This is a genomic window from Sinomonas flava (assembly GCF_039531875.1).
GTDB lineage: Bacteria > Actinomycetota > Actinomycetes > Actinomycetales > Micrococcaceae > Sinomonas > Sinomonas flava.
Genome location: NZ_BAAAQW010000005.1, coordinates 90,945 through 103,167, shown reverse-complemented (window position 1 = coordinate 103,167; position 12,223 = coordinate 90,945). Strand labels below are relative to the sequence as shown.

Here is a 12,223-nt window from a genome sequence, read left to right as displayed (position 1 = left end):
ACGACGCCGGCCGCTCACCCGGCGTCGAACGTCACCACCTGGCGGATCACCGAGCCAGAGGCGAGGGCGTCCATGCCCTCGTTGATCTCGTCCAGGGTGATGCGCCTGGAGACGAGCCGCTCGAGCGGGAGGCGGCCCTCGCGCCAGAGCCGCTCGAACGCGGGCACGTCCCGCTTCGGCACGGCCGAGCCGAGGTAGCTGCCCACCACCGTCTGGGCCTTCGCGGTCAGCTGCAGCGGCTCGATCTCGGCGGTCGCCCCCGGCGCCGGAAGCCCGACGGTCACGAGCGTCCCGCCCAGGCCAAGGAGCCGGTACGCGGTCTCGAACGCGCGCGGGTGGCCCACGGCCTCGAGCACGACGTCGGCCTCGACCTTGCGCTCGACCGCCTCCGCCGGGGTGAACGCCTCCGCGGCCCCCCACTCGCGCGCGGTCGCGAGCTTGGACTCCTGCGCGTCCACCGCCACGACCCTGCAGCCGGTCGCGAGCGCGGTCAGCAGCCCGGCCATCCCCACTCCGCCGAGGCCCACGACGGCGACGCTCGTCTCCCGCGTGATCCTGCCGGCGTTGAGCAGCGCCCCGCCGCCGGTGAGCACGGCGCAGCCGAGCAGGGCGGCGACGGTGGGCGGGACATCGTCACCGACGGGGACAACCGAGCGCTCGTCGACCACCGCGTACGTCGCGAAGCCAGAGACGCCCAGGTGGTGCTGGACCTCGTCGCCGGCCCGGGTAAGGTGCCGGGTGCCGGTGAGGAGCGTCCCGGCGGCGTTCGCGGCGCTCCCCCGCTCGCACGGCAGGCGCCCGTCGGTGGCGCACGCGGCGCACTCGCCGCAGCGCGGCAGGAACGTCATGACAACCCGCTGGCCCGGCGCGACGGCGACCCCCTCGCCGACCTCCTCGACGATGCCCGCCGCCTCGTGGCCCAGCAGCATCGGCAGCGGGCGCGGGCGCGAGCCGTTGACCACGGAGAGGTCCGAGTGGCACAGCCCCGCCGCCTCGATGCGGACCAGGAGCTCGCCGGGGCCGGGGCCTTCGAGCTCGAGCTCGTCGACGGTGATGGGCCGGCTGGCGGCGTACGGCTGCTCCGCCTCCATGGTGTTCAGGACGGCGCCGCGGATCGTACGGGTGGCTGGCATCGGTGCTCCTTGATCTCGGGAGGTTCTCGGGACGTGAACGCTCATCCGCTCTGTGCCCTCCCATCATTGCCCCAGACGCCCCCGCACCGCAGGATGAGCGCATGGCTTATGACCCTGAACTGGCGGACCGCGTCCGGCACACCGTCGCCGGCATGGCCGACGCGACCGAGAAGAAGATGTTCGGCGGCCTCGCGTTCCTCATCGGAGGGAACATGGCCGTGGCCGCGAGCGGCGAGGGCGGCCTGCTGCTCCGGGCGGATCCGGCGGCGAGCGCGGACCTCTGCGCGAACCCCGGCGTCGAGCGCGCCGTCATGCACGGCAAGGCCATGGACGGGTGGCTCCGCGTCTCCCCGGAGGCGGTCGAGCTCGACGACGCGCTCGACCGGTGGGTGCGCGTCGGCGTCGACTACGCGTCCTCGCTCCCGGTCAAGTAGATGCCGGCAACGCTCCCCGGCGGCTTCCCGCGCCTGGACGGCAGGACCGTCCTCGTCACCGGCGCGACGGCCGGGATCGGCTACTTCGCAGCCGAAGGCCTCGCGCTCCTGGGCGCGCAGGTCATCATCGCCGCCCGCAACCCCGCCCGGGCGGCCGCGGCGGTGGCGAGCATCGCCGCCCACGTGCCGGGCGCCGTCGTGCGCCACGAGCCGCTGGACCTCGCGAGTCTGGGATCCGTGCACGACGCCGCTGCCCGCCTCTCGCGGCTGCCGCGCCTCGACGCGGTGGTCGCCAACGCGGCGGTGGTCGGCATGCCGTCCCACCTCAAGCCGCGGGGCGAGCGCGGCCCGACCCCGCTGACGACCGCGGACGGGTTCGAGCTGTTCTGGGGCACGAACCATCTGGGGCATTTCGCGCTCATTGCGCAGCTCCTGCCCCTCCTGCTGGACTCGGGCGGCCGGGTGGTCCATGTGGGGAGCCTCAGCTACACCGCGCCGAAGCAGCCGGCCGATTCGCTCCCCGACCCGTCCGAGCCGCAGTCCGACCTGCACAAGTACGCCCGCTCCAAGCTCGCCGCGATGGCGTTCGGGTTCGAGCTGGCCCGGCGCCTCGGCGACGCGGGGGCGGCGGCGAGCTCCGTCGTCGTGCATCCGGGGACGGCGATGGACGCGCTCTCGCCAGCGCGCGCCGGGGTGGGTGTCAACCAGCCGGCATCGAGCCCGGCGCTCCGGCCCCTCCTGCCGCTCATCGGCCAGGGCAAGCACGCCGGAGCCGAGCAGCTCGTCGCCGGGGTGGCCTCGCCACAGGTGGCGAACGGGCAGTACTGGGGGCCGGGCGGCGCGTTCCACCTGAGGGGCCGTCCGACGCGGCTCGCCCCGCGCCCCGTGGTGCTGGACCGGGACGTGGCCGCCCGGCTCGTGGCCCGCTCGGAGGAGCTCAGCGGGGTGCGGCTGGGAGTGTGAGCTCTCGGGCCGCGGTGAGCCGCGCGGTCACGCTGAGCGCCGCAGGGCGTCGGCAACTCGCTGCACGACCGTCTCGAACCGCCGCCGGAGGACCTCCTGCTTCCCCGCGGGCCACTGGGAGTATGCGAGGCAGAGGCTGACCGTCTCGCCCCGGGGCAGTTCGAAGTGGGCGTACAGGTCGCCGTCCGGGCTCGGCCCGATGTCCAGCGGCAGGCTATCCTCCCCGTCGGTGCCGTCCTCCGGGTCCGCGCCGTCGGCCCGGTCGGTGCCGAGGAGGCCGAAGGAATCCGGCACGAGGAAGACGGCGCCCTCGAGGGCGTCCAGCGCGAACAGGACGGCGCCCTTCTCGGCTACGCCCGCAGGCAGCAGGGCCGCCGTCGCGGGCGAGAGCATCCCGTCGGTGAGGACGAACGCGAACCCTCGCGGCGTGCTCACGAGGGCTCCATTCAGTTCGACCGGGTCGGCATCGCCCTGGTCGAGGAGCAGGAACCCGGGAAGGAGCACCGACTCGTCCATGTAGAGCTCGTGGTTGTACTCCGGATCCGAGGCGGCCGCGTGCTCGAGCGCCGCCCGCATCATCATCGGCTCCGCCTTCGCCGCCGTGGCGAGCAGCGGATCCTCGATGGCCTCGTCCTCGGCCTCCTGCGCCATCTCGCCGAGCACCTCGGCCGCCTCGGGCACGTGCCGGAGCACCAGCCGCCCGGCTTCCTCGGCACCGAACAGCACCGCCGCCGCACCCAGCATCGCCACGACCGCCTCCCGCGGCCCGGGCTCGGCCTCCAGCTGGCCTTCGAGCCACTCCACCACGGGCCGGGCGCCGGCCTGGTCGAGCACACACCGCGACGCCTCCCCGCGGCGCTCCGCCCCGGCCATGGTGCAGGTCTCGGCAAGGACCGCGGCGAGCGAGTCGGGCACGCCCGCCCGCGCAAGCCGCGTCGCCAGCGGCAGGCCCGATGGCGTTGTGCTCACGGTCTCAGCCTTTCAGCGGCCGGCATCCCGGGTCAACCGGCCCGGTGCCGGTGACGGATCGAGTCGCTCCGGTAGCTCCGGTGATCCATCGGTACCCATCCGGGCTCCGGCTCAACCGCCGTGGGAACCCTCCCATGCGTCGATCTCGGCGGCCAGTTCGGCTTTGCGCTCCTCGGACGCGAAGCTCGCGGTGACGGAGTTCCGAGCGAGCAGGGCGAGCTCCTCCCTGCCCAAGGCGAACTGCTCCGCGACGGCCTCGATGTTCTCGCCGGCGTATCCGCCGAAGTACGCCGGATCGTCGGAGTTGACCGTCACGTGCAGCCCGGCGCGCAGCATGGCCGGCAGCGGGTGGTCCGCGAGGGTGTCGACGGCCCTCAGCCGCACGTTCGAGAACGGGCACACCGTCAGCGGCACCCGCTGGTCCACCAGATGGCGTACCAGCTCGGGGTCCTCGAGGGACCGGATCCCATGGTCGATGCGCTCCGCGCCGAGGCTCCGCAGCGCGTCCCACACGTACTCGGGGCCGCCTTCCTCCCCGGCGTGCGCGACCGCGTGCAGCCCCAGCGCGCGGGCCTCGGCGAAGATCCCCTCGAACTTCCCGGCCGGGTTGCCGACCTCGGCGGAGTCCAGGCCGACGCCGATGATCGCATCCAGGTGCCCCTTCGCCTCGGCCCACACGGCCTCGGCGTCCTCGATCGGCTGGTCGCGGAGGAAGGACAGGATGAGGCCGCCGCTGAGCCCGAGGAGGGCGGCGTCGTCGAGCGCGTCCTGCAGGCCGCCCATGACGTCGGCGAACGCGACGCCGCGCGCGGTGTGCGCCTGGGCGTCGAAGAAGAGCTCGGCGTGGCGGACGCCCTCGGCCGCGGCGCGGCGCAGGTACGCGGCGGCGAGGTCCCGGAAGTCCTCGCGCGTGCGGAGCACCTCCATGCACGCGTAGTAGAGGTCGAGGAAGGACTGCAGGTCGGTGAACGAGTACGCCGCGCGCAGCTCCTCGACCGAGGCGAAGGGCAGCTGGACGCCGTTGCGCGCGGCGAGCGCGAACGCGAGCTCCGGCTCGAGCGTGCCCTCGATGTGCAGGTGCAGTTCGGCCTTGGGTAGGAGCATGGCGTCGAAGGTCATGGCGTATACCTTCGCACACGGTTCCCGCACGTTCCCCTCTTTGGCAGACTGCGGAGGGTGACGCATCCGACCACCCTCTTCGGCAGGCTCTTCGCGGGAGCCTTCGGCGTCGTCAAGGCGTTCCGTCCCCATCGGCCCATCCACACCCAGGGAATCCTGCTGTCCGGGACGCTCGAGCTCACCGGCGCCGCGTCCGGCATCCCGTTCCTCGACGGCGACGCGTCCCTGCCGGTCACGGCGCGGCTGTCGCGCTCGTGCGGGTTCCCTGTGGCGTGGCCGGACGTCATCGGCCTCGCCGTGCGCTTCCGCGCGGACGACGCCGACGCGGACCTCCTGCTCGCCTCCACCGGCTGGCGCGTGCCCGGCAGGTTCGCGCTGCTCATGCACCGCACGGCCGGCGTCGCGCGGCTGACCTCGCTCATGCCGTACCGCGGGGCGCGGGGCGCGGTCCTCCTCGGCGCGCGCACCGTCGGGACCGACCCCGGGGCGCCGAGGCGCTTCCGCCCCGACGCCGAATGGGACCTCGAGCTGTTCTGGGCCACGCCGCTCGGCCCGTGGAACCGCTGCGGCTCACTCCGGCTCACGCCCGTGCTCGACGCCGGCGGCCGGGTCCAGGACACGCCGCTGCGGTTCGACCCGCTGCTCAACCAGCTGCCGACGGCGCAGACGTACGGCTGGACGCGCCGGCTGCGCGAGCACTCGTACAGGCTCGCGCGGCAGTAATTGAGTGGAAGGCCAGTTGATCCGCCTCCCTGGTCCGCTACGCCCCCAGCTCCCTGATGACCTCCTGCGCGACCGACGCGCTCGACTGCGGGTTCTGCCCCGTGATGAGGTTCCCGTCCACGACCACGTGGTCGCTCCACGCCTTCCCGGCCTCGACCACGAGCCCAGCCTTACGCAGCTCCGTCTCGACGAACCACGGCGTTTTCTCGCCGGTCCCGCCGGAGCGCTCCTCCTCGTCGGTGAAGACCGTGACGCGGCGGCCCACGAAGGCGTTGGAGCCGTCGTCGCGCTTGGCGGCGAGGAGGGCTGCCGGCCCGTGGCAGAACGGGGCGATGACCTTCCCCGCCTCGTCGGCCTCGATGAGGAGGCGGCCCACCTCGGGGTCGAAGGCGAGGTCCGTCATGGGGCCGTGGCCGCCCGGGAGCACCAGGGCGTCGTACTCCTCCACGACGGCGTCGAGCGGGAGGGCGGACTCGAGCTCCCAGCGGATCTCCTCGAGGTAGGCGGAGAGGTCCGCCGCGGTCTCGCGCCCCACCCGCTCGGGGTCCAGGCTCACGGCGTCCGCGACGGGGACCGCTCCCTTGGGCGTCGTGATGGTGACGGAGTGGCCTGCGCGGATGAGCTCGCGGTGCGCCGTGACGAGCTCCTCGGCCCAGAAGCCCGTGGGGTGCTCCGTGCCGTCGGTGAGCCGCAGCGTGCTCGCGCCGGTGACAATCATGAGAATCGAGGACATGGTGGATCTCCCGTCGTCGCGGATGGTGTCACTGGAGAAGCTACCCAGTCGGGGTGCTTCCGACGCGGCTCAGCTGCGAGTGCCGCGGAAGGCCGTGACGACTGCCGCGAGGTCGTCGCTGCCGTGGCCGGCCCCGGCCGCCTCCGCATACAGGCCAGCGAGGGCCTCCATGATGTCCGAGCGGGCGCCGGCACTGCCCATCGCCTCGAGGATGAGCCGGGTGTCCTTGGCCGCGCCCTCGAGCGGGAAGCTCGTGGGGAACTCGCCCGCGATCATCGCCCGTCCCTTCATCTGGGCGTAGGTGCAGTCGGAGGCGCCGCCGGCGATCGTGTCGAGGAACATCTGGGGGTCCAGGCCGAGCCTGGAGGCGAGGTCGATCGACTGCGCCGTGGCGGCCACCACGGAGACGACCCAGGAGTTGGCCACGAGCTTGAGCCGGTGCCCGTCGCCCGGGCGCTCGCCCACCCACACCGTGCGGACAGCGATCGCGTCGAAGACGGGCGCGACGGCGTCGCGCACTCCGTCCGGTCCGGCGGCGAGGACGGTGAGCTTGCCCTCCTCGGCCGGCTGGCGAGTGCCCATGACCGGAGCGTCGACGAACCGCACGCCGGCATCCGCGGCCCGGTCGGCGAGGCGTTCGGTCTCCTCGACGCCGAGCGTGCCGCTCTGCACCCACACCGCGTCGGGGCGCATCGCCGGGAGCGCCTCCGTCATCACCTCTGCGGTGGCCGGCTCGTCGAACAGCATGGTCACCACCACGTCGGCGCCATCGACTGCCTCCGCCGGGGAGCCGGCGACGACGGCGCCGGCGTCCGCGAGCGGCTCGGCCCGGTCCGCGCTGCGGTTCCACACCCGCACCTGGAAGCCGGCCTTGGCGAGGTTGCGTGCCATGCCCGCGCCCATGATTCCGGTGCCCAGGACAGCCACGGTCGTCGTCATCGCTTCCTCATTCCTCTAGACGTCAGACGTCCGCCACCCTACGCGCCCTCCGCCGCACAGGGGAACCCCGGTTTCTTTGCGAATTCCTGATGCTTCTGAATCTTCAGAAAACGGTGAAGGGCGCGTACCGTCCCAACCATGGACACCGTCATCCAGACTGTCGAGCTCCACAAGCACTACGGCCGCGTCCACGCCCTTGACGGCCTCGACCTCGAGGTCGCCCAGGGCGAGATCCACGGCTTCCTCGGCCCCAACGGCGCAGGCAAGTCCACCACCCTGCGCGTCCTCCTCGGCCTTGCCCGCGCGACGTCGGGCACCGCCCGGGTCTTCGGCAAGGACCCCTGGTCCGACGCGGTCGAGCTCCACCGCCGCGTCGCGAGCATCCCGGGCGACGTGAGCATCTGGCCCAACCTCTCCGGCGGCGAGGCGATCGACCTCATCTCCCGCCTGCGCGGCGGCACTGCCGCCGCCTACAGGGCCCGGAAGAAGGAGCTCTGCGAGACCTTCGACTTCGACCCCACCAAGAAGGGGCGCGCGTACTCGAAGGGCAACCGCCAGAAGGTCGCCCTCATCGCCGCGCTCGCCACCGAGGCCGAGCTGTACCTGCTGGACGAGCCGACGAGCGGCCTCGACCCGCTCATGGAGGCGGTGTTCACCCGCGAGGTCCGCGCGCTTGCCGACCGCGGGGCCACGGTCCTCCTCTCGAGCCACATCCTCTCGGAGGTCGAGCAGCTCGCCGACCGGGTGAGCATCATCCGGTCCGGCAGGATCGTGGACGGCGGCACGCTCGCCTCGCTGCGGCACCTCACCCGCACGGAGATCTCGTTCTCCGCGGGAGCTCCAGACATGGCCGGCGCGCCTGACACGGCGGCCCTCGCGGCCCGCCCCGAGGTCCACGACCTCACAGTCGCCGAGGGCCGCGTGAAGTTCGGCGCGGACTCCGACCAGGTCGCCCGGATCCTGCCCCTCCTCGGGAGCATGGACGTCCAGGGCCTGCGCGTGTCTCCGCCGTCGCTCGAGGAGCTGTTCCTGCGCCACTACGGCGACACGACCGGCGCGGTGCCGGTGCCGGTGCCGCAGGATGAGCACGACGACGGCCGGTCGCCACGCCGGCACCGCGCAGCGACCCGGGCGGGAGCCTGACATGGACACCTTCCTCGCGCTCTACCGGCAGAGGCTGCGCCGTGACCGGTGGCAGCTCGCGAGCTGGGTCCTCGGCATCGGCGCCATGACCGTCTTCGCGGCCGCCGCGGTGGCGAAGACCTACGGCGACCTCGCCGAGCAGGCGGCGATCCTCAAGGTCGCCCTCGCGACGCCGGCCATCCTCGTCTTCCGCGGGCTGGCCCGCGGGCCCGGCCTCGGCCCGTTCACGTTCTTCGAGATCTTCACCTTCCTCGCCCTGCTCGCGGGCTGGATGAGCACCTTCATGGCCGTCCGGCACTCCCGCGCCGAGGAGGAGAGCGGGCGGGCCGAGATGGTCTCCGCGACCCCTGCGAGCCGCATGCTCCCCCTGGCCGCCACCGTGCTGCACGGGCTCGTGGCGAATGCCCTCGCGGCGATCGTCGTCGCCCTCGGGTTCATCTCCGCGGGCCTCGACCCCGCCGGCTCGGTCCTCGCGGGCGCGGCCACCGGCGCTGTCGGCGTCTCATTCCTGGGCGTCGGGCTGCTCGCCGGCGAGTTCATGAGCACCTCGCGCGGCGCGAACGCCGTCTCGGCTTCCCTCGTGCTCGCCGCCTACCTCCTGCGGGGACTGGGCGACGCGGCCGGGACCCCTGGGGCGGACGGGATGACCATGACGGCCGGCTGGCCGAGCTGGATCTCCCCCATCGGCTGGGGCCAGCAGACGTTCGCCTACACCGGGGACCGGTGGTGGCCGCTAGTGCTGCCGCTCGGCCTCGGGGCCCTGTGCGTCGCAGCGACCGCGCAGATCATGGACCGCCGGGACGTCGGAGCCGCGCTCCTCGCGGGACGCACCGGGCGCGCCGACGCCCGTCCGACGCTCGGCGGTTCATTCGCCCTCGCGGCCCGGCTCCAGATGGGTTCCATCATCGGCTGGTGCATCGGCGGCCTCGCCACGGGGCTCCTCACGGGCGGCCTCGGCTCGGCGGTCGATTCCATCACGGCCGCCAACGAGAACACGACGACGGCGCTGCGCAGGATGCTCGCGGCCCACGGCGCCTCGACCGCCCAGCTCCTCGTCTCGGTCTTCTTCCTCCTCGCCGGCGTCCTCGCCGCAGCGTGCGCCCTGCAGGCCGTGATCCGGGCGCGGCAGGAGGAGGCGGCCGGGACCGGCCCGTGGCTCGTGTCCCAGCCGCTGGGACGCGTCCGGTGGTTCGCGGACTACCTAGCCCTGGGCAGCCTGACCATCGTCGCCGTGCTGCTCATGACCGCGCTCGGTGCGTGGATCTCGCTCACCGCGTCCGGAGACACGTCGGCGGCGGGAGGAGACGTGTGGATGACCGCGCTCGACCAGGTCCCGGCGGCCCTGGTCTTCCTGTCCGTGCCGGCGCTCGTGTTCGTCGTCTGGCCGCCGGCAACCATCCCGGCGGGCTGGACGGTCCTGGGGGTCGCGGTGCTGCTCGGCGTGTTCGGCGGGCTGATCGGCGTCGACGAGTCCGTCCGCGACATCTCGCCGTTCGCGCACACCCCCGTCCCGGGGCCGGGAGGCACCGACTGGACGGGGGGCTTCTGGATGCTCGGCATCTCGGTGGCCGCCGCGGCCGCCTCGCTCGCCCTCATGCGCCGTCGCGAGGTGGGTTCCGCGTGACGCCCCCGCAGACGCCCCCGCCGGCGCGGATCCCGCCGAGCGCCGAGACCTCGGCCGCCGTCATGACGGCAGCGGGCTTCCCGAAGATGCCGGCGCGGGCCCTCATGGCGCTCCTGGCCTCCGAGGAGGGCGCGCTCACCGCGACCGAACTCGGGGAGGCCCTGGGCGCGAGCCCCGCGGCGGTTTCCGGCGCCGTCAGGTACCTCCAGCAGGTCGGCTTCATCCACCGCGTCTCCCAGCCGGGCAGCCGCCGCGACCGCTACGAGCTGCCCGAGGACGCGTGGTACGTCGCGAGCATGCGCCAGAACCCCGTGTACGAGAAGCTCGCCGGGATCTCAACCGCGATGGCCAGCGAGCTGCCCGAGGGCTCCGCCGCCCGGTCACGCGTGGAGGACATGGCGCACTTCTATCGCTTCCTCGTGGAGCGCATGCCACGCCTCATGGACGAGTGGGAGGCCGAACGGGCCGCCGCCTCCGGGTAGCCTAGGCACCGCAGACGCCTAGGTTAGGAGCACGCATGTCCCGAATCGCGATCATCGGCGGCCACGGCAAGGTCGCCCTCCTCCTCGCGCCGCTGCTCGTGGGCCGCGGCGACGAGGTCACCTCGGTGGTGCGCAACCCCGAGCACGCCGCCGACGTCGAGGCCACGGGCGCGAGCGCGGTGGTCGCCGACGTCGAGCAGCTCGACACGAAGGCGATCGCCGAGCTCCTGGCCGGGCACGACGCCGTCGTGTGGTCTGCCGGGGCCGGCGGCGGGAATCCCGCCCGCACGCGCGCCGTCGACCGCGACGCGGCGATCCGCTCGATGGACGCGGCTTCCGCCGCCGGCGTGCCGCGGTACGTCATGGTGTCGTACCTCGGCGCGCGACCCGACCACGGCATCGCCGAGGACAACCCGTTCTTCCACTACGCCGAGGCCAAGGCCGCGGCCGACGAGCACCTGCGCGGCACCACCCTGGACTGGACGATCCTCGGCCCCTCCGCGCTGACCCTCGAGCCCGGAACGGGCAGGATCGACCTCGCGGACCACACCGAGTCCGGGAGCGTGAGCCGCGAGGACGTCGCCGCCGTCGTGGCTGCCGCCCTCCGCGAGCCGCGCACCGTGCGGGAATTCGTGGGCTTCAACCAGGGGCAGACGCCGATCGCGGAGGCTCTCGCCTCCCTCTGAGCGGGGCGCCCGGGCCCGGCGGAGGCCGGCCGGTACTGTGGGGACAGGTGCCGGCAGGCACACCCAGCAGACCACAAGGGGGCTCAGCAATGACCGGACCCATCATCGTCGGCGTCGACGGCAGCATCACGGCGGAGAAGGCGGCCGAGGCGGCCCGCGATCTCGCGCGCGCCCTCGACGCCCCGCTCCACGTGATGTGCGCCTTCGAGAAGGACCGCACCGAGGTCATGGGCAGCGGCAGCGACACGTGGATCATGTCCGACGCCGAGACGGCGGTCGGGATCGCGAAGAACGTCGCGCTCGGCCTCGAGGCGCCCGGCCTCACGGTCACGTACAGCGCCGGGCGCGGCAAGCCCGCCGAGGCCCTCGTGGCGGAGGCCGAGCGGCTCGCGGCCCACATGATCGTGGTCGGAAACCGCCGCATGCAGGGGCTCGGCCGGGTCCTGGGGAGCGTCGCCAGCTCGGTCGCGCACAACGCGCCCTGCGATGTCTACATCGTCAAGACCGTCGGCGAATAGGCGTCATCCACAGCCCACGCCGGGCGTGTGACAAGCGGGCGGCGTGGCCCTGTGATAGGCGTAGAAGCATGCACGGCACGGAACACGAATACGAGCACGTCGTCACCTCACAGCCGGTCAACGAGTCTGACCGCGGCTCCGAGGTGCTCCGCATTCCCACGAGCGCACTCCCGGCCTTCCCGGTGGGACCGGGGGTTGTGAAGGTCTCCGTCGACGGGGCGGTCCGGTCGGTGCTGTGGAGCCCGCGCAGCAACGAACGGCGCTCCGGCACGCTCGCGGTCGGCAACGACGTCATGCGCTCGCTCCCCGCCTCCGAGCCGGTCAGGATCGGCGTCAAGGGCGACGTGTTCCACCTCCTCGTTCCCTGCCCCACCGCCTGAGCCCGCCGTTTCCCACCCCGGAAGCAGAAATGTCGGACCCGTCTGGTTCGCTGTGAACGCAGGCCGGGCCGCGAGCCCGGTCTGCGCCACACCCCGCTGCCCCGGGACAGGAGGCGGCGCGTGGAGCGCACTGCCCGGGACGGCTGACATGGGGGGTCGCCCCGGGCATTGCCGCGTCCGCGGAGCGCAGGGACAGTCGACCCATGGGCCGGCTCACTGCACGAGGTGATGCGCGTCTGGGACTGCCGGACGCCCGGATGGACCTCGACCACACGGCCGAGCGGCGGATCGGGCGCTTCGTGTACCTCTCCTACACCGTCCGGCGGGCGCCCCGCGAGGCGCCCCCAGACCCCTCCGGACCGGTCACCTAGCGTTCA

15 protein-coding genes are annotated in these 12,223 nt (G+C 73.2%); 10 read left to right on the top strand and 5 right to left on the bottom strand.

From position 1 onward, the window contains the following. Window positions 1-14: 14 nt before the first annotated feature. Complete coding sequence (locus ABD298_RS09045; RefSeq protein ID WP_344299352.1) at window positions 15-1,133, bottom strand: alcohol dehydrogenase catalytic domain-containing protein; 1,119 nt, start codon at window positions 1,131-1,133, stop codon at window positions 15-17. A 101-nt stretch (window positions 1,134-1,234) separates the two neighbouring features. On the opposite strand from ABD298_RS09045, the gene ABD298_RS09040 reads away from it, so the two are divergent. Both ABD298_RS09040 and ABD298_RS09035 read left to right on the top strand, forming a co-directional pair. Beyond that, a complete protein-coding gene (locus tag ABD298_RS09040; RefSeq protein ID WP_344299351.1) occupies window positions 1,235-1,567 on the top strand; it encodes a TfoX/Sxy family protein in 333 nt (110 codons plus the stop codon). Beyond that, window positions 1,568-2,530: an SDR family NAD(P)-dependent oxidoreductase gene (locus ABD298_RS09035; protein ID WP_344299350.1), complete on the top strand. Its 963-nt coding sequence runs from the start codon at window positions 1,568-1,570 to the stop codon at window positions 2,528-2,530. A gap of 27 nt (window positions 2,531-2,557) precedes the next feature. Here ABD298_RS09035 and ABD298_RS09030 read toward each other — a convergent pair whose 3' ends face one another. Both ABD298_RS09030 and ABD298_RS09025 read right to left on the bottom strand, forming a co-directional pair. Next, a complete protein-coding gene (locus ABD298_RS09030) occupies window positions 2,558-3,499 on the bottom strand; it encodes a hypothetical protein (protein ID WP_344299349.1) in 942 nt (313 codons plus the stop codon). Between the two features lie 111 nt (window positions 3,500-3,610). Continuing rightward, the gene (locus tag ABD298_RS09025; RefSeq protein WP_344299348.1) at window positions 3,611-4,618 is read right to left on the bottom strand and encodes an adenosine deaminase; all 1,008 of its coding nucleotides are present in this window, start codon (window positions 4,616-4,618) and stop codon (window positions 3,611-3,613) included. A gap of 57 nt (window positions 4,619-4,675) precedes the next feature. Between ABD298_RS09025 and ABD298_RS09020 the strand changes: the two genes are divergently transcribed. After that, window positions 4,676-5,341 carry a catalase family protein gene (locus ABD298_RS09020; RefSeq protein WP_344299347.1) on the top strand — a complete coding sequence of 222 codons (666 nt, stop codon included), beginning with the start codon at window positions 4,676-4,678 and terminating at the stop codon, window positions 5,339-5,341. A 37-nt stretch (window positions 5,342-5,378) separates the two neighbouring features. Here ABD298_RS09020 and ABD298_RS09015 read toward each other — a convergent pair whose 3' ends face one another. Together ABD298_RS09015 and ABD298_RS09010 are read right to left on the bottom strand one after the other, a co-directional pair. Next, entirely contained in the window at window positions 5,379-6,074 is a 696-nt protein-coding gene (locus tag ABD298_RS09015) for a type 1 glutamine amidotransferase domain-containing protein (RefSeq protein ID WP_344299346.1), read from the bottom strand. A 69-nt stretch (window positions 6,075-6,143) separates the two neighbouring features. Further along, window positions 6,144-7,013: an NAD(P)-dependent oxidoreductase gene (locus tag ABD298_RS09010; RefSeq protein WP_344299345.1), complete on the bottom strand. Its 870-nt coding sequence runs from the start codon at window positions 7,011-7,013 to the stop codon at window positions 6,144-6,146. Window positions 7,014-7,151: 138 nt separating this feature from the next. On the opposite strand from ABD298_RS09010, the gene ABD298_RS09005 reads away from it, so the two are divergent. From ABD298_RS09005 to ABD298_RS08975, 7 genes are all read left to right on the top strand, one after another. Continuing rightward, window positions 7,152-8,156, top strand: a complete 1,005-nt coding sequence (locus ABD298_RS09005) for an ABC transporter ATP-binding protein (protein WP_344299344.1) — start codon at window positions 7,152-7,154, stop codon at window positions 8,154-8,156. 1 nt (window position 8,157) lies between these two features. Then, a complete protein-coding gene (locus tag ABD298_RS09000) occupies window positions 8,158-9,780 on the top strand; it encodes an ABC transporter permease (protein ID WP_344299343.1) in 1,623 nt (540 codons plus the stop codon). Continuing rightward, window positions 9,777-10,262: a GbsR/MarR family transcriptional regulator gene (locus tag ABD298_RS08995; protein ID WP_344299342.1), complete on the top strand. Its 486-nt coding sequence runs from the start codon at window positions 9,777-9,779 to the stop codon at window positions 10,260-10,262. The genes ABD298_RS09000 and ABD298_RS08995 overlap by 4 nt, the downstream gene beginning before the upstream one ends. 35 nt (window positions 10,263-10,297) lie before the next feature. Continuing rightward, a complete protein-coding gene (locus ABD298_RS08990; RefSeq protein ID WP_344299341.1) occupies window positions 10,298-10,948 on the top strand; it encodes an SDR family oxidoreductase in 651 nt (216 codons plus the stop codon). Between the two features lie 89 nt (window positions 10,949-11,037). Continuing rightward, window positions 11,038-11,466: a universal stress protein gene (locus tag ABD298_RS08985; protein ID WP_344299340.1), complete on the top strand. Its 429-nt coding sequence runs from the start codon at window positions 11,038-11,040 to the stop codon at window positions 11,464-11,466. Between the two features lie 68 nt (window positions 11,467-11,534). Then, window positions 11,535-11,846: a hypothetical protein gene (locus ABD298_RS08980; protein WP_344299339.1), complete on the top strand. Its 312-nt coding sequence runs from the start codon at window positions 11,535-11,537 to the stop codon at window positions 11,844-11,846. A 203-nt stretch (window positions 11,847-12,049) separates the two neighbouring features. Beyond that, window positions 12,050-12,217 (top strand): hypothetical protein, encoded by a 168-nt coding sequence (locus ABD298_RS08975; RefSeq protein WP_344299338.1) that lies wholly within the window; start codon window positions 12,050-12,052, stop codon window positions 12,215-12,217. Window positions 12,218-12,223 lie beyond the last annotated feature (6 nt).

Bases quoted from the DNA above. Each gene is read 5' to 3' on its own strand.
- ABD298_RS09045 (WP_344299352.1), bottom strand. From the start codon at position 1,133: ATGCCAGCCACCCGTACGATCCGCGGCGCCGTCCTGAACACCATGGAG.
- ABD298_RS09040 (WP_344299351.1), top strand. From the start codon at position 1,235: ATGGCTTATGACCCTGAACTGGCGGACCGCGTCCGGCACACCGTCGCC.
- ABD298_RS09035 (WP_344299350.1), top strand. From the start codon at position 1,568: ATGCCGGCAACGCTCCCCGGCGGCTTCCCGCGCCTGGACGGCAGGACC.
- ABD298_RS09025 (WP_344299348.1), bottom strand. From the start codon at position 4,618: ATGACCTTCGACGCCATGCTCCTACCCAAGGCCGAACTGCACCTGCAC.
- ABD298_RS09015 (WP_344299346.1), bottom strand. From the start codon at position 6,074: ATGTCCTCGATTCTCATGATTGTCACCGGCGCGAGCACGCTGCGGCTC.
- ABD298_RS09010 (WP_344299345.1), bottom strand. From the start codon at position 7,013: ATGACGACGACCGTGGCTGTCCTGGGCACCGGAATCATGGGCGCGGGC.
- ABD298_RS09005 (WP_344299344.1), top strand. From the start codon at position 7,152: ATGGACACCGTCATCCAGACTGTCGAGCTCCACAAGCACTACGGCCGC.
- ABD298_RS09000 (WP_344299343.1), top strand. From the start codon at position 8,158: ATGGACACCTTCCTCGCGCTCTACCGGCAGAGGCTGCGCCGTGACCGG.
- ABD298_RS08990 (WP_344299341.1), top strand. From the start codon at position 10,298: ATGTCCCGAATCGCGATCATCGGCGGCCACGGCAAGGTCGCCCTCCTC.
- ABD298_RS08985 (WP_344299340.1), top strand. From the start codon at position 11,038: ATGACCGGACCCATCATCGTCGGCGTCGACGGCAGCATCACGGCGGAG.
- ABD298_RS08980 (WP_344299339.1), top strand. From the start codon at position 11,535: ATGCACGGCACGGAACACGAATACGAGCACGTCGTCACCTCACAGCCG.
- ABD298_RS08975 (WP_344299338.1), top strand. From the start codon at position 12,050: ATGGGCCGGCTCACTGCACGAGGTGATGCGCGTCTGGGACTGCCGGAC.